The 20,154-nt window shown below is 73.7% G+C and carries 16 protein-coding genes; 5 read left to right on the top strand and 11 right to left on the bottom strand.

Annotated elements, in window-relative coordinates:
• Positions 1 to 115: 115 nt before the first annotated feature.
• From BLW47_RS22985 to ettA, 3 genes are read right to left on the bottom strand one after another with little or no spacing between them, the layout of a single operon-like run.
• Complete coding sequence (locus BLW47_RS22985) at positions 116 to 784, bottom strand: DUF8185 domain-containing protein (protein ID WP_091562142.1); 669 nt, start codon at positions 782 to 784, stop codon at positions 116 to 118.
• Positions 781 to 1,278, bottom strand: coding sequence for an acyl-CoA thioesterase (locus BLW47_RS22980; RefSeq protein WP_091562138.1), 498 nt, complete (start codon positions 1,276 to 1,278; stop codon positions 781 to 783). The genes BLW47_RS22985 and BLW47_RS22980 overlap by 4 nt, the downstream gene beginning before the upstream one ends.
• Positions 1,279 to 1,321: 43 nt before the next feature.
• Positions 1,322 to 2,998 carry an energy-dependent translational throttle protein EttA gene (gene ettA, locus BLW47_RS22975; RefSeq protein WP_091562133.1) on the bottom strand — a complete coding sequence of 559 codons (1,677 nt, stop codon included), beginning with the start codon at positions 2,996 to 2,998 and terminating at the stop codon, positions 1,322 to 1,324.
• 450 nt (positions 2,999 to 3,448) lie between these two features.
• Here ettA and BLW47_RS22970 point away from each other — a divergent pair, with 450 nt between their 5' ends.
• Both BLW47_RS22970 and otsB read left to right on the top strand, forming a co-directional pair.
• Positions 3,449 to 4,849, top strand: a complete 1,401-nt coding sequence (locus BLW47_RS22970; protein WP_091562311.1) for an alpha,alpha-trehalose-phosphate synthase (UDP-forming) — start codon at positions 3,449 to 3,451, stop codon at positions 4,847 to 4,849.
• The gene (gene otsB / locus BLW47_RS22965) at positions 4,846 to 7,449 is read left to right on the top strand and encodes a trehalose-phosphatase (RefSeq protein WP_091562130.1); all 2,604 of its coding nucleotides are present in this window, start codon (positions 4,846 to 4,848) and stop codon (positions 7,447 to 7,449) included. The genes BLW47_RS22970 and otsB overlap by 4 nt, the downstream gene beginning before the upstream one ends.
• Positions 7,450 to 7,547: 98 nt before the next feature.
• Here otsB and cobA read toward each other — a convergent pair whose 3' ends face one another.
• From cobA to cobC, 3 genes are read right to left on the bottom strand one after another with little or no spacing between them, the layout of a single operon-like run.
• A complete protein-coding gene (gene cobA / locus BLW47_RS22960; RefSeq protein ID WP_091562128.1) occupies positions 7,548 to 8,774 on the bottom strand; it encodes a uroporphyrinogen-III C-methyltransferase in 1,227 nt (408 codons plus the stop codon).
• Entirely contained in the window at positions 8,771 to 9,820 is a 1,050-nt protein-coding gene (cobT, locus tag BLW47_RS22955) for a nicotinate-nucleotide--dimethylbenzimidazole phosphoribosyltransferase (RefSeq protein ID WP_091562307.1), read from the bottom strand. The genes cobA and cobT overlap by 4 nt, the downstream gene beginning before the upstream one ends.
• Before the next feature lie 13 nt (positions 9,821 to 9,833).
• Positions 9,834 to 10,910 (bottom strand): Rv2231c family histidinol phosphate aminotransferase CobC, encoded by a 1,077-nt coding sequence (gene cobC, locus BLW47_RS22950; protein ID WP_091562124.1) that lies wholly within the window; start codon positions 10,908 to 10,910, stop codon positions 9,834 to 9,836.
• A gap of 120 nt (positions 10,911 to 11,030) precedes the next feature.
• Between cobC and BLW47_RS22945 the strand changes: the two genes are divergently transcribed.
• The gene (locus BLW47_RS22945) at positions 11,031 to 13,199 is read left to right on the top strand and encodes a transglycosylase domain-containing protein (protein WP_425435438.1); all 2,169 of its coding nucleotides are present in this window, start codon (positions 11,031 to 11,033) and stop codon (positions 13,197 to 13,199) included.
• Between the two features lie 12 nt (positions 13,200 to 13,211).
• Here the strand turns inward: BLW47_RS22945 and BLW47_RS22940 are convergent, their stop codons facing one another.
• Positions 13,212 to 13,781: a GNAT family N-acetyltransferase gene (locus BLW47_RS22940; protein ID WP_091562120.1), complete on the bottom strand. Its 570-nt coding sequence runs from the start codon at positions 13,779 to 13,781 to the stop codon at positions 13,212 to 13,214.
• Positions 13,778 to 15,340, bottom strand: coding sequence for a cobyrinic acid a,c-diamide synthase CobB (locus tag BLW47_RS22935; protein ID WP_245736977.1), 1,563 nt, complete (start codon positions 15,338 to 15,340; stop codon positions 13,778 to 13,780). The genes BLW47_RS22940 and BLW47_RS22935 overlap by 4 nt, the downstream gene beginning before the upstream one ends.
• 205 nt (positions 15,341 to 15,545) lie before the next feature.
• On the opposite strand from BLW47_RS22935, the gene BLW47_RS22930 reads away from it, so the two are divergent.
• A complete protein-coding gene (locus tag BLW47_RS22930) occupies positions 15,546 to 16,364 on the top strand; it encodes an SURF1 family cytochrome oxidase biogenesis protein (protein WP_245736976.1) in 819 nt (272 codons plus the stop codon).
• A 66-nt stretch (positions 16,365 to 16,430) separates the two neighbouring features.
• Complete coding sequence (locus BLW47_RS22925) at positions 16,431 to 16,847, top strand: hypothetical protein (protein WP_245736974.1); 417 nt, start codon at positions 16,431 to 16,433, stop codon at positions 16,845 to 16,847.
• Here BLW47_RS22925 and BLW47_RS22920 read toward each other — a convergent pair.
• From BLW47_RS22920 to BLW47_RS22910, 3 genes are all read right to left on the bottom strand, one after another.
• Positions 16,820 to 18,415 carry an ATP-dependent DNA ligase gene (locus BLW47_RS22920; protein WP_091562114.1) on the bottom strand — a complete coding sequence of 532 codons (1,596 nt, stop codon included), beginning with the start codon at positions 18,413 to 18,415 and terminating at the stop codon, positions 16,820 to 16,822. The genes BLW47_RS22925 and BLW47_RS22920 overlap by 28 nt on opposite strands.
• A 36-nt stretch (positions 18,416 to 18,451) precedes the next feature.
• A complete protein-coding gene (locus tag BLW47_RS22915; protein ID WP_091562112.1) occupies positions 18,452 to 18,658 on the bottom strand; it encodes a hypothetical protein in 207 nt (68 codons plus the stop codon).
• Between the two features lie 124 nt (positions 18,659 to 18,782).
• Entirely contained in the window at positions 18,783 to 20,150 is a 1,368-nt protein-coding gene (locus BLW47_RS22910) for a dipeptidase (RefSeq protein WP_091562109.1), read from the bottom strand.
• Positions 20,151 to 20,154: the final 4 nt, after the last annotated feature.

The raw sequence follows: 20,154 nt of genomic DNA, 5'->3' as shown, positions 1-20,154 counted from the left end.
TCCCCAGCGGATCCATACGTTTACGTTGCGTTGGACCCGAGGCACGACGGTACCCGGACAGCCGCCCGCAGGCATCCCCCCAACGGTCGCACCAAACCGGACAGACCATTTCACCTCATCCGTTCGGACGAGTACCCGCCATTCGCACCGCCAAGGTACTTACGGGCGGTAGCCACGCGACTCCGTAGGGTGCAGAAAGCCCGATCCAGCGACCGGCGATCCGGACATGGACCGGGACCTCCCCCGCCTCCTCGGCCGGGCCGAGGAAACCCATCCGGACGATCGCCTGGACCAGCCGCTGCGGCACCTCGATCCGGCCCACCCCGGGCCCGGTCACCACGACGGCGACGTGGTCGAGCAGCGCGTCCCGGAGCATCCGCTGCCCCACGGCCCGCCCGCCGACCCCCTCGGTCGCGGCCGTCCGCAACGTCCCCGCCGCCGCCTCGGCGACCTGCCGCACCTCCGCGGCGCTCACCGTCTCCACCACCGGGCCCGCCGGCGGCGGCAACGGCCACCGCCACTGCTGATCCCGCCGCGCCGGCAGCGCCGCCCCGCCCCGGGCCACCTCGGCCAGCAGCTCCGCCGCGCCCACCGTCGCGTCGGCCGGGCCCGCCCCCGCGACCGCCCGACCGACCAGCACCGCCCAGGGCAGCCGCCCCCAGAGGACGGTCCGGTCCGCTCCGACGGCGCGCAGCCGTACCACGGCGCCCGGATCGAGCCGGGTCAGCCGGGCCAGGAAGGCTCCGACGTCCGGCACGCCGGTCAGCCCGTGCGGCTCGGTCATCGCGACCGGACCTCGGCCGGCAGCGGTTCTCCCGCCGCGCTATCGGCGGCGCCTTCGGCCGGCGCCGCGTACCGGGCCAGGAAGGTCCGCTCGTCCCCGGTCAGCCGCCGCGGCCGCTGCTGCTCCAGGTCGAACGGGACCAGCACCGAGCGCGCCCGGCTCGCCAGCACGTCGCCGTCGAAGAGCTCGTAGCCGATGGTGAACCGGGAGGCCCGGATCTGTTCGACCCACATCTCGATGCGCACCTGCGGCGGCGTCTCGGCGGTGGCCCGGCCGAGCGCGTAGTCGACCGGCCGCAGATAGTCGATCTCGTGCCGCGCGATCACCACGCCGTCGGAGAACGACCCCACGCCCCACGCCCGCCCGCCGACGAACATCAGCGCCACCCGCGCCTCCTCGTAGAGAGTGAGGAAGCGCGCGTTGTTGACGTGCCCGTACGCGTCGAGGTCCGACCACCGCAGCGCGCAGTGGTAGACGTACCGGTGGTCAGCCACGCGCGTGCCGGGAGCATCGCCCCCGGCACGCGCGTCCGCGATCTCAGTCACGCGTGAGCTTGCGGTAGGTGACGCGGTGCGGCCGCGCGGCCTCCGCGCCGAGCCGCTCGACCTTGTTCTTCTCGTACGCCTCGAAGTTGCCCTCGAACCAGAACCACTTGGCGGGGTTCTCGTCGTCGCCCTCCCAGGCCAGGATGTGCGTCGCCACCTTGTCCAGGAACATCCGGTCGTGGGAGATCACCACGGCGCAGCCGGGGAACTCCAGCAGCGCGTTCTCCAGGCTCGACAGCGTCTCGACGTCCAGGTCGTTGGTCGGCTCGTCGAGCAGGATCACGTTGCCGCCGATCTTCAGGGTCAGCGCCAGGTTCAGTCGGTTGCGCTCACCACCGGAGAGCACCTTCACCGGCTTCTGCTGGTCCGGCCCCTTGAAGCCGAACGCCGCGACGTAGGCGCGCGACGGCATCTCGACCTTGCCCACCATCAGGTGGTCCAACCCGTCGGAGACGACCTCCCAGACGGTCTTGTCGCCGTCCAGGCCGGCGCGGTTCTGGTCGACGTACGACAGCTGCACCGTCTCGCCGACCTTGACCTCGCCCTTGTCCGCCTCCTCCAGGCCGACGATGGTCTTGAACAGCGTGGTCTTGCCGACGCCGTTCGGACCGATGACGCCGACGATGCCGTTGCGCGGCAGCGAGAAGCTCAGGTCGTCGATCAGGGTCCGGTCCCCGAAGCCCTTGATCAGGTTGCGGGCCTCGATGACCGTGTTGCCCAGCCGCGGACCCGGCGGGATCTGGATCTCCTCGAAGTCGAGCTTGCGGGTCTTCTCCGCCTCGCTCGCCATCTCCTCGTAGCGCTCCAGCCGCGCCTTGGACTTGGTCTGCCGCGCCTTGGCGTTGGAGCGCACCCACTCGAGTTCGTCGGTGAGCCGCTTCTGCAGCTTGGCGTCCTTGCGCCCCTGCACGGCCAGCCGGGCGGCCTTCTTGTCGAGGTAGGTGGAGTAGTTGCCCTCGTACGGGTAGGTGTGGCCTCGGTCCAGCTCCAGGATCCAGTTGGCCACGTTGTCGAGGAAGTACCGGTCGTGGGTGATGGCGATGACCGTGCCGGCGTACTTGGCCAGGTGCTGCTCCAGCCAGTGCACGCTCTCCGCGTCCAGATGGTTGGTGGGCTCGTCGAGCAGCAGCAGGTCCGGCGCCTCCAACAGCAGCTTGCACAGCGCCACCCGGCGGCGCTCACCCCCGGAGAGCGCGGTGACGTCGGCGTCCGGCGGCGGGCAGCGCAGCGCGTCCATCGCCAGCTCGAGCTTCGAGTCGATGTCCCACGCGTCGGCGTGGTCGAGCTCCTCCTGGAGCTTGCCCATCTCCTCCATCAGCTCGTCGGAGTAGTCGGTGGCCATCTGCTCGGCGATGGAGTTGAACCGCTCCAGCTTGGCCTTCGTGTCGGCGACCGCCTCCTCGATGTTGCCGAGGACGGTCTTCGACTCGTTGAGCGGCGGCTCCTGGGCGAGCATCCCGACGGTGTAGCCGGGCATCAGCCGGGCCTCGCCGTTGCTCGGACGGTCCAGGCCGGCCATGATCTTGAGAAGGCTGGACTTACCGGCGCCGTTCGGCCCGACCACACCGATCTTGGCGCCCGGCAGGAAGTTCAGCGTCACGTTGTCGAGCACGACCTTGTCGCCGTGCGCCTTGCGCGCCTTTTCCAGGACGTAGATGAACTGGGCCACGGTGCGGCCTACCTCCAGAGTTCTCGTCAGACTCGTGTGCGCTCCGGGCGCTGTCGCGGCCGGAGTCGCCCGTCGACGACCGCCGCGGGGCGCAGGCGGGTCGCGTACGGAGACCGATTCGGCGGACGCCGCCGTCAATCCTGACAGGTGGGGCGCGGTGCGCGCACATCGCCCCGCTGATGCCGGTACGGCGCGGGACCGCCGATCGTCGCCCATCGGGATCGCCGATGGACGCTCCACGGGACGCAACGCCGGGGGCGGCGTTTTCCTTCCGGCGCGCCGCCACGCTCGCCGGGTTGCGGCGCGGCCGGAAGGGCGGTGTGATGGTGATCAACTCGATGTTTCGCGGCCGAAACGGACGGGGCAGTAAAGAGCGGGCGGGGACGCTTTGCCTCGGCGGCGCTTAGTACGCTCAGGGTCGGTCCCGTAATCACCGGAGGTGTGCGGAACGTGACGGTTCGCAGTTCGTTTGTTGTCGTAGCCAACCGCCTGCCCGTGGACCAGGTGAACACGCCCGAGGGGAAGCAGTGGCGGCGCAGCCCCGGTGGTCTGGTGACCGCGCTGCATCCGGTGCTCGCCGAACACCAGGGGACCTGGGTCGGCTGGGCCGGCGGCGTCGGCGCCGCCCCCGAGCCGTTCGAGCTGGAGGGCATCCGACTGCACCCCGTCCCGCTCAGCTCCGAGGAGCTGGAGCGCTACTACGAGGGGCAGTCCAACGCCACCATCTGGCCGCTCTACCACGACGCCGTCGAGACACCGGCCTTCAAGCGCCGCTGGCGCGAGGCGTACCGGGTGGTCAACGCCCGGTTCGCCGAGGCCGCGGCGGAGGTCGCCGCCGAGGGCGCGACGGTCTGGGTGCAGGACTACCAGCTGCAGCTGGTGCCGGCGATGCTCCGGGAGCTCCGGCCCGACCTGCGGATCGGCTTCTTCCTGCACATTCCCTTCCCGCCGATCGAGCTCTTCATGCAGATGCCGCTGCGCGCCGAGATCCTGCGCGGGCTGCTCGGCGCCGACCTGGTCGGCTTCCAGCAGCGGCTGGCCGCGCAGAACTTCGTCCGGCTGGCGCGCCACCTGCTCGGGCTGCGCTACGAAGGCCAGACCATCGAGGTCGACGGGCGCCGGGTCAAATCCGGCGCCTTCCCCATCTCCATCGACGTGGCGGAGATGGAGCGGATGGCCAACGACCCGATGGTGCAGGCGCGGGCGAAGCAGATCCGGGCCGAGCTGGGCGACCCGAAGACCGTGATCCTCGGCGTGGACCGGCTCGACTACACGAAGGGGATCGAGCTGCGCCTCAAGGCGTTCCGCGAGCTTCTTGCTGACGGAAAGTTGACAGTTCCCGATGCGGTTATGGTGCAGGTCGCCACGCCGAGTCGCGAGCGGGTCGAGCACTACCAGGCGCTACGGGTCAAGGTCGAGCGCGAAGTTGGCCGGATTAATGGCGAATTCGGCCGAGTCGGGGTGCCGGCAGTGCATTACCTCCACCAGTCGTACAGTCGCAGTGAACTCGCCGCGCTCTACTGCGCGGCGGACGTGATGATGGTGACCCCGCTGCGAGACGGAATGAATCTGGTGGCCAAGGAGTACGTCGCAGCGCGCGCCGACCACGGTGGCGCGCTCGTGCTCAGCGAGTTCGCCGGCGCCGCTACCGAGCTGCGCCAGGCCTTCCTCTGTAACCCGCACGATCCCGACGGGGTGAAGGACGCGCTGCTGCGCGCCGTGCACGTCGACGAGGGCGAGGCGCGGCGCCGCATGCGCATCATGCAGCGCCACCTGCGCACCCACGACGTCGGGCACTGGGCGCGGTCCTTCCTCAACGAGCTCGGCGTCCCCGAGACGGAGGCGGCATGACACCGCCCGTCACGGACGGGCACGCGCACGGCATCGACGGGATCACCCCGGAGCTGAGCGCTGCCATCGGGCGGATCGCCCGGGTGCCGTTGCTGCTGGTCGCCTGCGACTACGACGGCACGCTCGCACCGATCGTCGAGGACCCGACCAAGGCCGTGCCGCTGCCGGAGTCGGTCGCCGCCATCCGGGCGCTGGCCGCGCTGCCGCAGACCACCGTCGCGGTGGTCTCCGGGCGCGCGCTGCGCGATCTCGCCGCGCTGTCCCGCCTCCCCAGCGAGGTGCACCTGGTCGGCAGCCACGGCTCCGAGTTCGACATCGGCTTCGTCGAGCGACTCGCCCCCGAACTCGTCGCGGTCCGCAGCCGCCTCAAGGCCGAACTGCGGCAGATCACGCACGGCCACGCCGGGGTCCGGTTGGAGATCAAGCCGGCGAGCGTGGCGGTGCACACGCGCGGTGCGGACCCGGGCGTCACCGCGGAGGTCGTCGAAGCGGTTCGATCCGGCCCCGCCACCTGGCCCGAGGTGACCGTCACCCACGGCAAGGAGGTCGTGGAGCTGTCGGTTGTCCCGACCCACAAGGGCACCGCCGTCGACCAGATCCGCACCCAGATGTCGGCGAGCGCCGTGCTGTTCATCGGCGACGACATCACCGACGAGAACGCCTTCGCCCACCTGCACGGCCCGGACATGGGCATCAAGATCGGGCCGGGCGAGACCCGCGCCGAATACCGGGTCGGTGAGCCGATCGACGCGGCCCGCGTGCTCGGCCTGCTGCTGGAGACCCGCCGGCACTGGCTGTTCGGCGAGCGCGCGGTGCCGATCGAACGTCACTCCATGCTCGCCAACGGCCGTACCGTCGCGCTGCTGACGCCCGAGGCCAAGGTCACCTGGCTCAGCCACCCCAAGCCCGACTCCCCCGCGGTCTTCGCCGACCTGCTCGGCGGCGGACCGGCCGGGCACTTCACGGTCACCCCGGACCGCGGCGGCCTCCCCCTCGGCCAGCGGTACCGGCCGGGCACCATGACCGTCGAGACGCGCTGGTCCGGCCTGACCGTCACCGACTGGCTCGACCACCGGCCGGCCGACATCGCCGGTGGGGACACCGGAGACACCGGGGACTCCACGCTGGTACGGGTGCTCAGCGGGACCGGGCGGGCCCGGATCGAGTTCGCCCCGCGGCCGGAGTTCGGCCAGGTCTCGGTGCAGCTGCAACCGCTCGGCGACGGGTTGCTGGTGCTCGGCTCCAACGAGCCGTTCGCGCTCTACTCCCCCGGCGTGGAGTGGGAGATCGTCCAGGACGGCGGGCACGAGAACGCGCGCGCCGTGGTCGACCTCCCCGCCGCCGGCGGCTCCGTCACGCTGGAGCTGCGCTTCGGGTCGCACAGCCTCGAGCACCACACCACGCCGCTGCAGGAGCGCCAGGGCATCGCCGAGACGCCGTGGCGGTCCTGGCTGTCCGGGCTCCGGCTGCCCAGCACCGCCCGCGAGCTGGTCGCGCGCAGCGCCCTGACGCTGCGCGGGCTCTGCCACGAGGCCACCGGCTCGATCCTCGCCGCGGCGACCACCTCGCTGCCCGAGGAGATCGGCGGGGTCCGCAACTGGGACTACCGCTACTGCTGGCTGCGCGACGCGGCGATGACCGCGCGCGCCCTGGTGGACCTCGGCTCGCTGACCGAGGCCGAGGCGTTCCTGCGCTGGGTGGACGGCTGCGTGGAGCGCACCGGCGGGCACCCGGAGCGGCTGCACCCGCTCTACACCGTGGAGGGCTACGAGCTCGGCGCCGAGGCGGTCATCGACACCCTGCCCGGCTACGCCGGCTCCCGGCCGGTCCGGGTCGGCAACCTCGCCAACCACCAGCTCCAGCTCGACGTCTTCGGGCCGATCGCCGATCTGCTCGCCGCGGTCGCCGACGCCCGTGGCTCGGTGCGCGAGCAGGAGTGGAGGGTGCTGGAGTCGATGGTGCAGGCCGTCGAGCGACGCTGGCACGAGCCGGACCACGGCCTGTGGGAGGCGCGGCTCGCGCCCCGGCACCACGTCTACTCCAAGGTGATGTGCTGGATGACCGTGGACCGGGCGCTGCACGTGGTGCGCCGGCACGGCGGGCAGGACCGGCCGGAGTGGGTGGCGCTGCGCGACCGGATCGGGCACAACGTGCTCGAACACGGCTGGCACCCCGGCGCCGGGGCGTACACCGTCGCGTACGGCGACGAGGAGATGGACGCCTCCTCCCTCTGGATCGGCCTGTCCGGGCTGCTCCCCGACGACGACCCCCGCTTCCTGGCCACCGTGCTCAAGGTCGAGGCCGACCTGCGCAGCGGTCCGGTGGTCTACCGCTACCGGTGGGACGACGGGCTGCCGGGCCGGGAGGGCGGCTTCCACATCTGCACCGCCTGGCTCATCGAGGCGTACCTGCGCACCGGGCGGCGTGGCGACGCCGAGGAGCTGTTCATGCAGATGGTCGACACCGCCGGCCCGACCGGGCTGCTCCCCGAGCAGTACGACCCGCTCGGCGAACGAGGCCTCGGCAACCACCCCCAGGCCTACAGCCACCTAGGCCTGATCCGCTGCGCCCTCCTCCTAGACGACATGCTCAAAGACTGACCGCGCCCCAGACCCGACCCGCGATCTTGCAGTTGTGGCCGTTGATTTGCCCGGTTTCGTACTAGTTCGGGCGGGCCACAACTGCAAGATCGCGGGGGTCAGGGGCGGGGTAGCGCGGTGACCACGTCGCCGAGGACGACTACCGCGGGCGGGCGGATTCCGGCCGCCCCTACCTGAGGGACGAGGTCGGCCAGCGTGGTGCGCAGTGCGCGCTGCTCACCCGTGGTGCCCTCCTGGACCACCGCGACCGGTGTCGCCGCCGCGCGTCCGTGCGCCAGCAGCGTCGCGGCGATCGCCGGCAGGTTCTTCAGGCCCATGAGCACCACCAGCGTGCCGCGCATCCGGGCCAGCGCCGGCCAGTCCACCAGCGAGGCCGGGTCGTCCGGCGCGACGTGCCCGGAGACGACGGTGAACTCGTGGGCGACACCGCGGTGCGTCACCGGGATGCCCGCGGCGGCGGGCGCGGCGATCGAGCTGGTCACGCCGGAGACCACGGTCACCGGCACGCCGGCCTCGGCGCAGGCGATCGCCTCCTCGCCGCCGCGCCCGAAGACGTACGGGTCACCGCCCTTGAGCCGCACGACGAAGCGTCCCGCGCGGGCGCGGTCGACGAGGATCCGGTTGATCTCCTCCTGCGTCTTCGCCGGCCCGTACGGGATCTTGGAGGCGTCGACCAGCTCGACCTCGGGGCGGAGCTCGTCCAGGAGCAGCCCGGGCACCAGCCGGTCGGCGACCACCACATCCGCCCGGGCGAGCAGTCGGCGCCCCTTGACGGTGATCAGCTCCGGGTCACCCGGACCGGCGCCGACCAGCGCGACGTGGCCGCCGGTCGGCGCGTCGGCGGCCGGGGGCGCGGACGGCGACGGCGCGGCCAGGGTGCCGGCGACCAGGCCGTCGCGGATGGCGTCCCGGAGCCCCATGGCCCGGCGGGGATCGCCGCCGCCGAGCACCGCCACCGTGACCGGCCCGTGCCGGGTGACCGCCGGGGTCCACGCGGTGGCCCGGCTGCGGTCGTCGGCGCGGACGCAGAACACCCGCCGCTCGTCGGCCGCGGCGCTCACCTGCGCCGCGGCCACCGGATCGTCGACCGCGACGTGCACCAGCCACACGTCGTCCACGTCCGAGGGCTCGAAGCGGCGCGGCTCCCAGCGGAGCCGGCCCGCGTCCGCGAGCGCCTGCAACGCCGGGGTGAGCCGCGGCGCGACGAGCACGACGCGGGCGCCGGCCTCCAGCAGCGCCGGCACCCTGCGGGTCGCCACCGCGCCGCCGCCGACGACGAGCACGCCGCGGCCGTCCAGCCGCAACCCCAACGGATACAGGTTCACTTCTCCGACACTCCCGCCGAGTCGAACGTCGCCACATCGTGCAGCACCCGCACCGCGCCCGCGACGATCGGCACGGCCAGCATCGCGCCGGTGCCCTCGCCGAGGCGAAGCCCGAGGTCGAGCAGCGGTTCGAGCCCGAGGTGCCGCAGCCCGGCGCTGGCGCCGGGCTCGACCGAGCGGTGTCCGGCGATCATCGCGCCGATCGCGTCGGGCGCGAGCGCGGCGGCGACCAGGGCCGCGGAGACCGCGATCACCCCGTCGAGGAGCACCGGCACCCGGGCGGCGGCGGCACCGAGGATCAGCCCGGTCAGGGCCGCGTGCTCCAGGCCGCCGACCGCGGCGAGCACGCCGAGCGGGTCGGCGGGGTCCGGGCGGTGCAGGTCGAGCCCGGCCCGGACCACGGAGGTCTTGTGTGCGTACGTGTCGTCGTCCACCCCGGTGCCCCGGCCGGTCGCCTCCGCCGGGTCCGCGCCGGTGAACGCGGCGATCAGCGCCGCCGCCGGGGTGGTGTTGGCGATGCCCATGTCCCCCGTGACCAGCAGGTTCTCGCCCCGGTCCACGAGGTCGCCGGCGACCCCGATCCCCACCTCGACGGCCGCGACGGCCTCGGCGCGGGTGAGCGCCGGCTCGACGGTGAAGTCCCGCGTGCCGCGCCGGACGTTCTTGGCGACCAGACCGCGCACCGGCTTCAGCGGCGTCGCGACCCCGACGTCGACGACGGTCAGCGAGGCGCCGGTCTGCCGGGCGAAGGCGTTGATCACCGCGCCGCCGTCGAGAAAGTTCGCGACCATCTGCGCGGTGACCTCCTGCGGCCACGGCGTGACGCCCTGGGCGTGCACGCCGTGGTCGCCGGCGAAGACCGCCACCGTCGCCGGCTGCGGCACCGGCGGCGGGCAGGCGCCGGCCAGCCCGGCCAGCCGTACCGACAACTCCTCCAGCACCCCGAGCGACCCGGCCGGCTTGGTCAGCCGGTCCTGCAGCGACCGCGCCGCGGCCATGGCCGCGCCGTCGAGCGGCCGGATCGCCGCGAGCGTCGCGGACAGCAGCGTCGTGTCCAAATCACGCCTCCAGAAGCTTCGTCAGCACCGCGGTGAACGCGTCGGTGGTGGCAGTGTCGCGTACCGCCACCCGGAGCCAGTCGGCGCCCAGCCCGGGGAACGTGTCACCGCGCCGCACCGCGTACCCCTGCTGCCGCAACGCCAGGCGCAGCCGGTCGGCGCCGTCGATCCGGACCAGCACGAACGCGCTGGCCGGGTCGGCCGCGACCGTGACGCCGGGCAGCGCGCGCAGCCGGGCGACCAGGTGGGCGCGGTCCGCGGCGAGCGCGACGGCGATCTCCCGCTCGGCCGCCACGGCGGCCGGGCCCGCGCAGGCGACCGCGGCGGCCAGCGCGGGGGTGGAGACGGCCCACAGCGGCTGTACGGCCGCGAGCCGCCCGATCAGCTCGGCCGGCCCGAGCAGGTAGCCGATCCGCAGCCCGGCGAGCCCCCAGGTCTTGGTGAGGCTGCGCACGACCACCAGGCCGGGCAGGTCCCGCCGGGCGGCGAGCGACTCCGGCTCCCCCGCCACCCCCGGCGCGTACGTGGTGTCGGCGAACGCCTCGTCGACCACCAGCACCCGGCCGGGGCGGGCGAGCGCGGCGAGCGTGGCGGCGGGGTGCAGCACCGAGGTCGGGTTGGTGGGGTTGCCGACGACCACGAGGTCTGCGTCGGCCGGGACCCGCTCGGGGTCGAGCGCGAACCCGTCCTCGGGCCGCAGCAGCACCCGCTCGACGCGGTGACCGGCGTGCCGCAGCGCCGCCTCGGGCTCGGTGAACTGGGGGTGCACCACGACCGGGCGGCGCGCGCCGGACAGTGCCCGGGCGAGCAGCACGAACCCCTCGGCGGCGCCGGCGGTGAGCAGCACCTCGTCGACCGGGCGGGCGTGCCGGGCGGCCACGGCGGCGCGGGCGGGCACCGGGTCGGGGTAGTCGGCGAGCCGGTCGAGGGTCGCGGCGATCGGCCCGGACAGCCAGGGCGGCATCGGGGCGCGCCGGACGTTGACCGCGAGGTCCACGAGCCCGGGCGCGACCTCGGCATCCCCGTGGTGGCCGAGCGCGTCGTCGTCGTAGTGCCCGTCCCCCGCGTACCCCTGCATGGGGCGATCATCCCCGGCTGGGCCGAAAGCGACCGAGGGCGGGTCCTCCGGAGGCCAGAACGTGAGTACCGCTCGGCCATTCCGATCCGCTTAAAAGCCGTTATGTCATAGCTTTACGGTGTGATGAAGCGAACTCGCGTCGCCATCGGTCGCCTCATTCCGCTGCTCCGGGCCGGACTCATCGCCGGCGTCGTCATCGCCGGCGCGACCTTTCCGCTCGCGGCGGCGGGCGGCCTCACCACCAAGGCCACCACCGGCCCGGTCGACCCGTGGCCCGCCGAACTGCAGACCTTCACCCCGGCGCAGACGAGCTACGTCTACGCGGCGGACGGCAAGACGCTGCTGGCGATGTTCTACGAGGAGCACCGCCGCTACGCCACGCTCGACGAGATGTCGCCGTACATCCAGCAGGCGATCGTCGCCTCCGAGGACTCGCGCTTCTATACGCACAAGGGCGTCGACGCCAAGGGCATCGGACGCGCGTTCGTCGCCAACCAGCAGGCCGGCGGGGTGTCGCAGGGCGGCTCGACGCTGACCATGCAGTACGTGCGGATGGCCCTGCGCGACGGCGCCGACACCCCGATCGAGGCGCAACGCGCCACCGAGCAGACCACCGTCCGGAAGGTCCGCGAGATGCGGCTGTCGACGCAGCTGGAGACGCGGATGTCGAAGCAGCAGATCCTGGAGCGCTACCTCAACTCGGCGTACTTCGGGCACAACGCGTACGGCATCTTCGCCGCCGCCGAGGTCTTCTTCTCCAAGCACCCCAAGGACCTGACCATCACCGAGGCGGCCACCCTCGCCGGCCTGGTGAAGTCGCCGTCCGAGTACGACCCGGCGACCTCGGACCGCAAGGCCGCGACGGAGCGGCGCAACTACGTCATCGACCGGATGGTCGGACTCAGCTACCTGCAGCCGGACGCGGCCGAGCACGCCAAGCAACAACCGATCAAGTTGAAGCTGCACACCCCGCCCAGCGACTGCGTCTCGCTGCCGAAGAAGCTGAACAGCTGGGGCTTTTTCTGCGACTACTTCAAGAACTGGTGGACCAGCCAGCCGGCGTTCGGCAGCAACGCGTTGGAACGCGAGGACAAGCTGCGCCGCGGCGGCTACCGGGTCGTCACGTCGATCGACCCGAAGCTCCAGGAGGCGGCCGAGAACAACGTCGGGGCGCAGGCCGCGCTGGGCAGCCCGTTCGCGTACGGGATCGTGCTGAGCGAGGCGGGCACCGGGCGGGTCAAGGCGATGGCGGTCAACCGGACGTACTCGCTGGACCAGAGCGAGAACCCGCTGCACTCGATCAAGGAGCTGCGGAAGAAGAAGATGAAGGGCAACTACCCGAACACGGTGGTGCCGCTGCTCGGCGGCGGGGACCTGGCGGGTTACCAGGCGGGTTCGACGTTCAAGATGTTCACGATGCTCACCGCGCTCGACAAGGGCATGCCGCTCTCGACGTACCTCGACTCCCCGTTCCGGTACAAGTCGATCTACGACGGCGGTGAGGGGAACATCTGCGGCAACCGCTGGTGCCCGACGAACGCCAGCGGCGCGATGACCGGCCGGCACGCCATGTGGTCCGGCTTCGGCAAGTCGGTCAACACCTACTTCGTGCAGCTGGAGGAGAAGGTCGGCGCGGCCAACGTGGTGCGGATGGCCGAACGGCTCGGCCTGGAGTGGCGCACCCACGTCGACAAGTGGAACGCACTGCCCGCCAACGCCAACAACTGGGGAGCCTTCACGCTCGGCACCTCGGACGTCACGCCACTGGAGATGTCGAACGCGTACGCGGCGATCGCCGCCGAGGGCCGCTACTGCGACCCCTCACCGGTCATCTCGATCACCAACCCGGACGGCAGCCCCGCGATGTACCGAATGCAGGACGGCACCACGATCCCGATCGCCGAGCCGCACTGCAGGCAGGTCTTCTCCGCCGACGTCGCCCGGGCGGCCACCGACGCCGCCCGCTGCCCGACCGGGGACAGCCCGGCCGCCGGCGGCTGCGGCGGCTGGTCGACCGCCGACAGCGTGCGCGGCACGGTCGGCCGCCCGGTGGCCGGCAAGACGGGCACGACCGACAGCACCCGGTCGGCGTGGTTCGTCGGCTACACCCCGGAGTACGCCGCCGCCAGCTTCGCGGCCGACCCGGACAACCCGTTCAACGCGGTCGGCGACGGCCAGTCGAAGATCCCGGTCGACGCGGTGGCGGGGACGTTGAAGGACGCGCTCAAGGGCAAACCCGTGCGCCAGTTCGCCCCGCCCAGCGCCCGGATCGTCGGCGGCGGCGAATGAGCCCACCCGTGCTCACTTCAGGTCCGCCGCGACGAACGACCACACCTCCAGGTCGACCCGACCCGAGTGCACGTGACCGGCGTTGCGCAGCAGCCCCTCGTACGTGAACCCGGCCTTCTCGGCGACCCGACGGGAGGCGGTGTTGCCGGGCGCCACCCGCAGCTCGATGCGCTGGAAACCGTGCTCCAGGATCAGCGCCACCGCCAGCGCGTCGACGGCCTCGGCGGCGACACCGAACCCGCGGGCGTCGGGGGCGATCGCGTACGCCACCTCGGTCACCCGCCCCACCCAGTCGGTGCGCTTGGTCCAGAGGCAGCCGACCAGCCGGTCGTCCTCGCGCCGCACCACGCCGTAGTGGTCGCCGACGCCGCTGTCCCGGCGCTCCTCGGCCATCTCCGTGCACCAGGCGAGGCCCTCGATCTGGCCGTACTCCTGCGGTAACGGCAGCCAGCGCTGCGTCTGCTTGTCCGCGAAGATCGCGTCGACGGCGTCGGCGTCGGACGCCTCCAGCGGGCGCACGTGCACCCGCGGCGTGGACACGGTCAGCGTCGGGAACCGCGGCACCGCGACGTGCCCGCTCACGCGTCACCTCCGGTACCCGCGGCGCCGCTCTCCGCCGTGGCCTCTGGCTGTTCCTCCGCCGGCATCGGTTGCGCGGGGCGCGGCACCCGACCGGCCGACGGGGAAACCGGCTCAGCCGCGGCCGGCACCCGACCGCCCGCCGCCGCGGTCGGGGTCGGGGTCGGTTCGGACGGTGACGACGCGGAGCGCGCCGTCGGCAGCGCGACCCGCGGCGACGGGCCGCGCTTTTCGAGCGGCACGGCCGCGGCGGCGACGAGCCGGCGGGCCAACCCCGGCACGCCGGCCCAGTGCAGCGCGAGCTGTGAGGCGTGCACGCGCCGCCACACGAAGCCCTCGGCAGCGCCGTTGCCCCAGCTCCAGGCGGGGGTCTGGCCGGCGCGCGGGATCAACACCCCGCGGTGCTGCTTGTAGCCGGTCAACCGGGCGCCGGGCTGCGCCACCGCGGTCGCCGCCCGCGCGGTCGCCTCGCGGTAGCCGATCACGGTCTGCTCCATGCTCACCCCGGTCGCGTCGAGCACCCCGCACATCGGCCGGCCGTCGAACTCGCGCGCCAGCCACAACAGCCCGGCGCCCTCGGCGAGCACCGGCGCGCCGGCGCGGGCCAGCTCCGCGACCGCGCCGCAGAGCCGGCGGTTGGCGGAGAGCTCCTCCGCGTACGACTCGGGCAGCCCGGCGCCGACGACGAGCGCCGCGGTCCCCTCCGGCAGCGCCTCGTCGCGCAGCGGATCGACCGGGGCCACGGTCGCACCGGCCGCGGTGAGCAGTTCGGCCGTCTCGGCGTACGTGTAGGGGGCGCCCGGCCCGCCGGCGACCGCGATCACCGGACGCCCGTCCGCCTCGGCCGGGCCGCCGTCGGCCGGCGACCACGGCTGGACCGGCAGCCGCGGCGCGGAGCGGGCCAGGGCGAGGACCCGGTCGAGGTCGACCGCGGCGGCGACCGCCTCGCCGAGCCGGCGCACCGCCCGGGTGGCCTCGATACTGCGGTGCGCGACCGGCACCAGCCCGTGCTGCCGTCCGGGCAGCACGGCGGGCAGGTCGCGGCGGCGCAGCGCGCCGAGCACCGGCACCCCGAGCTCGCCGAGCGCCTCGCGCAGCAGCTGCTCGTGCCGCTCGGACGCCACCCGGTTGAGGATCACGCCGCCGAACCGCAGCACCTCGTCGTAGGCGCGGAACCCGTGCACCAGGGCGGCAACCGACTGCCCCATCGCGGAGACGTCGAGCACGAGGATCACCGGCGCGCGCAGCGCGGCGGCGATCGTGGCGGTCGACTCGGTCTCGGCGCGCCCGGCGAGGCTGTCGAACAGCCCCATCGTTCCCTTGATCACGGCGAGTTCGGCCCCGGCCGACCCGTACGCGAACAGCGGCCCGATCCGGTCCGCGCCGACCAGCTGCGGGTCGAGATTGCGCCCCGGCCGTCCGGCGGCGAGCCCGAGGTACGCCGCGTCGGCGTAGTCAGGACCGATCTTGAAGCCGGCCACGGGTACGCCGCGCGCGGCGGCGGCGGCGAGCAGGCCCACGGCGACCGCCGTCTTGCCGTGCCCGGACGACGGTGCGCTCACGACTACGCGCGGCACGGCGGTCATCGGCGGCCTCCGGGGGGCGAGAGGGTGGCCGGACGGGTGTGGTCCGGGGCGGGCCAGCACGACGGCCCAACGGTGGTCGATCCGTCGCGGGGGCGACGATACCCGTTACCGCGACCGCGCAACGGCCGCGGCCGGCGGCCACCGCGCGGGTGGCCGCCGGCACAGCGGTAACCTCGCTGGTGTGTACCGGTTCCTGCTGACCCCCCGCTGGCTCGGCTATCTCGCGCTGACCGTGGCGGCAGCCATGGTGATGGTCCTGCTCGGCAACTGGCAGCTGGATCGCTACCGGGACCGCACCGCGATCAACGACCGCATCGACGCCGGCAGCCGCGGCGCCCCGGCCGAGCTGGGACGAATCCTGCCGGCCCCGGGCGGCGGCGCGGGCAGGGCCGGGCCGCCGCCGGCGGCGGAGACCGCCTGGCAGCGGGTCACCGCGACCGGTCGGTACGACACCGCGAACATCGTGCTGGTCCGCAACCGCAGCGTCGAGGGCCGGGCCGGGTTCGAGGTGCTGACCCCGCTGGTGCTCGCCGACGGCTCCGCCGTCCTCGTCGACCGCGGTTGGGTGCCGCCCACGCCCGGCGGCAGCGCGATGACGCAGCCGGAGGTGCCGGCCGCGCCGGCCGGCGACGTGACGGTGGTGGGCCGGGTGCACCTGTCGGAGAGCGGTTCGTACCCGGTCGAGCGCCGCGACGGGAAGCTGGAGACGCGGCGGGTGTCCGTGCCCAAGCTCGCCCGCGAGCTGCCCTACCCGGTCTACGGGGCCTACCTCCTGCTGGACACCCAGGACCCGCCGGCCGATCCGGGCTTCGTGCCGGTGCCGGTGACGCGGGAGAACAACGTGCTGAACGCCGCCTACGTGGTGCAGTGGTGGCTGTTCGCGGTGATGGCGCTGGTCGGTTTCGGCTGGGTGGCGCGGCGCGAGGCGCACGGCGGCGCGCCGGGCCGGGACAAGCCGCTCGACCGGGCCGCCGAGCCGGTCGCCCCGGCCGCGCCCTGACCGGGTGACCGTTGGCGCGGCGGCGGCGTCGCTGCCCGGCGCGCGTCCCGGGTTAGGGTGCCCGGCATGAGCGTCGATCCCCCGCCGACTCCGGGCCCCGCCCTACCGCCTCCGAGCGCCGACGCCCCCGGCGCGCTGGTGGTCGCGCAGATCGGCGAGATCGCGGTCACCTCGACGCTGGTGCGGACGCCCGCCGGGGACCTTCCGCTGGCCGGCTCGACCTGGCACGTCACCGAGGAGTGGCAGCCGGAGCAGCGCACCCCCACCTGGGCGGTGGTGGCCGCCATCGTCGGCTTCTGCGTGCTGCCGGTGCTGAGCCTGCTCTTCCTGAAGGTGCGCACCACGGTCTACCGCGGCACCGCGCAGGTGGTGGTGACCAACGGGCCGCGGCAGTACGTCGCACGCGTCCCGGTGAACGGGCAGGCCCGGATGCGGCAGCTGCACCAGCAGGTCAACTACGCGCGGTCGCTGGCCGCGCTCTGACCGGGCGCGCGGCCCGCGTGGATCGCGCGGACCGCGTCGATCGTGTCCGCCTCCGCCGCGGTCTTGTCGTCGCGGTACCGCACCACCCGCGCGAACCGCAGCGCCAGGCCGCCCGGATAGCGCGGGCTGCTCTGCACCCCGTCGAAGGCGATCTCCACCACCTGCACCGGCCGCACCCGGACGACGTACTCCCCCCGTTCCACCGCCAGCTCCAGGAACCGCTCGGTCTGCCAGCGCAGCAGCTCGTCGGTGAGTCCCTTGAACGTCTTGCCCAGCATCACGAAGCCGCCGGTCGCCGGGTCGCGGGCGCCCAGGTGCAGGTTGGAGAGCCAACCGCGGCGCCGCCCGCTGCCCCACTCCACGGCGAGCACGACCAGGTCGAGGGTGTGCCGCGGCTTCACCTTCACCCAGGCGGCGCCGCGCCGGCCGGCGTCGTACGGCGCGTCGGGGGACTTCACCACCACCCCCTCGTGACCGGCGTCGATCGCCGCGGCGAAGGCGTCCGCCGCCGCGTCGACGCCGTCGACGAAGACCCGGCCGACGAGCAGCCCGGTCGGGAGGGCGTCGGCGAGGGCGGCCCAGCGCTCCCGGCCGGGCGCGTCGAGCAGGTCGACGCCGTCGAGGTGCAGCAGATCGAAGAAGTACGGGGTGAGCGCGGCCCCCGGCGCACCCGGGGCGGCGGCGCGGGACAGCTCGGCGGCGACGCGGCGGCGGGCGCCGCGGGTCGCCGCCAGGCTGGAGGTCTCCTGGAACGGGCGGGGGCGTCCGGTCGCGTCCAGCGCGAGCGCCTCGCCGTCGAGGACGAGCTCGCGTGCCGGCAGCGCCCGGACCGCGGCGACCACCGCCGGCAGCCGCGGGGTGATCTCGTCGAGGCTGCGGGTGAAGACGGCGACGTCGTCGCCGGAACGGTGCACCTGGATGCGGACGCCGTCGAGCTTCACGTCGACGGCCGCCGGCGTCCCGGTCGCGGCCAGCGCCTCGTCGACCGACGCCGCGCTCTGCGCGAGCATCGGCGCGAGCGGGCGACCGACCTGCAGCGCGAACGCCCCGAGCGCGGCCGGGTCGCCGCTCAGCGCCGCCACCGCGACGGCCTTCAGGTCGCCGGCGAGCAGCAGCGCGCGGCGTACCGTCGCGACCGGGACGTCGGCGGCCCGCGCGATCGCGTCGGCGAGCAGCCCCGCCTGGGCGCCCTGCCGCAGCTCGCCGCTGAAGAGCCCGACGAGGAGACGTTGCTCGTCGGCGGTCGCCGCGGCGAGGAGCGCGCCGAGCAGCTGCCGCCGCCGGGCCTGCGAACCGTGGCCGCTGACCGCCGACAGCTCGGCGATCGCCGCGTCGACGGCGGCCACGGTGAGCGACGGCTCGACGGCCGGCGCCGGCAGGTCGCGCAGGCTGGCGTAGCCGACGCCGGTCTGCCGCTGGGGCAGCTCTCCGGCGAGGTACGCCGAGCCGGCGGAGATCTCGTCGGGCGCGAGGCCCCGCAGGGCCGCGGCGAGCAGCTCGACCTTGGCCCGCCGGCCGGAGGTCGCCGCTACCGCGGCCGAGGTGGCCGCCAGGTCGATGAAGCGCACGCCCCATCCTGACAGCCACCCCCGACAGCGCGGTCGTTACGCCGCGACCGGCTCCTCGATCCGCAGGCCGCGGGCGCGCACGTCGTCGGCGACGCGGGACAGCAGCGCGTCGAGCGCGCAGAGCGCCCGCGAGAGCTCGCCGAGCTGGTCCCGGAGCGCGTCGTCGGACCACGCGGAGACGTCGACGTCCCCCAGAGCACTGACGGCGGCTCCCAGCCGCACGATGGCTTCATTCGTACTCATGTTCGAAACCATATCGCAAACCTCCGACAGCCCCGGCAGCTTTCCGGCGTGTCCGCGCCATGTTTCCGGCGTGTCGATCAGGGACTTCCGCGCCGGTGACGGGGCTGTTGCCTCATCGAGGGGGTCAGGACGCCGGCTTGCCGACCTCGGCGACCTTGGCGAGCAGCAGCGCCTCGGCCAGGCACACCCGTGCGAACTCCCCCAGGTGCAGGCTCTCGTTCGGCCCGTGCGCCCGCGAGTGCGGGTCCTCCACACCGGTGACCAGGATCGCCGCCTGCGGGAACATCTCCTGGAAGGTGGCGATGAACGGGATCGAGCCGCCGACGCCCATGTCCACGGCGTCCACGCCGTCCCAGGCGGCGCGGAAGGCGGCGCGCGCGGCGTCGTACATCGGGCCGGTCGCGTCGATCACGCACGGCCAGCCGTCGTGCTCGAAGGTCACCTCGACCTTGGCGCCCCAGGGGGCGTGCTTCTCCAGGTGCGCGACCAGCGCCGCGTACGCCCGCTTGGGGTCGTCGCCGGGGGCCAGCCGCAGGCTCAGCTTCGCCTTGGCCGCGGGCACCAGCGCGTTCGGGGCCTCGGCGGTGCGCGGCGCGTCGATGCCGAGCACGGCGAGCGCCGGCTTGGTCCAGATCCGGTCGGTCAGCCGGCCGGTGCCGATGAAGGAGACGCCGTCGGCCAGGCCCGCCTCGGCGCGCAGCCGCTGTTCCGGGTAGTCGACGGTCGCCCCGGTCCGGCCGTACAGCCCGTCGACCGCGACGTCGCCGGCGTCGTCGTGCAGCGTGGCGAGCAGCCGGGAGAGCGCGGTCAGCGCGTCGGGCACGGGGCCGCCGAACATGCCGCTGTGCACGGCGTGGTCCAGCACGCGCACCTCGACGAAGCAGTTGATGAGCCCGCGCAGCGAGGTGGTCAGCGCCGGGACGCCCACGTCCCAGTTCGCCGAGTCGGCGATGACGATGACGTCGGACGCGATCTCGTCGCGGTGCTGCTCCAGCAGCCGCTCCAGGGAGTCGGAGCCGAACTCCTCCTCGCCCTCGATGAACAGCACCACCCCGACCGGCAGCGCGTCGCCGAACGCCCGCAGCGCGGCGATGTGCGCCATCACCCCGGCCTTGTCGTCGGCCGCGCCGCGCCCGTAGAGCCGCCCGTCCCGCTCCACCGGCTCGAACGGGTCGCTCAACCAGAGCGTGAGGTCGCCGACCGGCTGAACGTCGTGGTGGGCGTAGAGCAGCACGGTCGGCGCTCCGTCCGGCGCCGCCCTGCGCCCGATCACCGCGGGCTGCCCGCCGGAGCGCGTGATCTGCACGTCGAGGCCGCAGCCGCGCAGCAGCTCGGCGACGGCCTCGGCGGAACGCTCCACGTGCGAGTGATCGAAACCGTCGAAGGCGATGCCGGGAATCCGGACCAGGCGCTCCAGATCGGCGCGGACGCCGGGCAGCTCGCGCTCGACGGCGGCGCGCAGCTCGGACTCGGTGAAGGTGGGTGCGGTCATGACC

The organism is Micromonospora pattaloongensis, from assembly GCF_900107255.1.
GTDB lineage: Bacteria > Actinomycetota > Actinomycetes > Mycobacteriales > Micromonosporaceae > Micromonospora_I > Micromonospora_I pattaloongensis.
This window is presented reverse-complemented; position numbering and strand designations above follow the sequence as displayed.

Coding starts and splice junctions, on each gene's coding strand:
- BLW47_RS22985 (WP_091562142.1), bottom strand. CDS start 784: ATGACCGAGCCGCACGGGCTGACCGGCGTGCCGGACGTCGGAGCCTTC.
- otsB (WP_091562130.1), top strand. CDS start 4,846: ATGACACCGCCCGTCACGGACGGGCACGCGCACGGCATCGACGGGATC.
- cobC (WP_091562124.1), bottom strand. CDS start 10,910: ATGCAGGGGTACGCGGGGGACGGGCACTACGACGACGACGCGCTCGGC.
- BLW47_RS22925 (WP_245736974.1), top strand. CDS start 16,431: ATGAGCGTCGATCCCCCGCCGACTCCGGGCCCCGCCCTACCGCCTCCG.
- BLW47_RS22915 (WP_091562112.1), bottom strand. CDS start 18,658: ATGAGTACGAATGAAGCCATCGTGCGGCTGGGAGCCGCCGTCAGTGCT.
- BLW47_RS22910 (WP_091562109.1), bottom strand. CDS start 20,150: ATGACCGCACCCACCTTCACCGAGTCCGAGCTGCGCGCCGCCGTCGAG.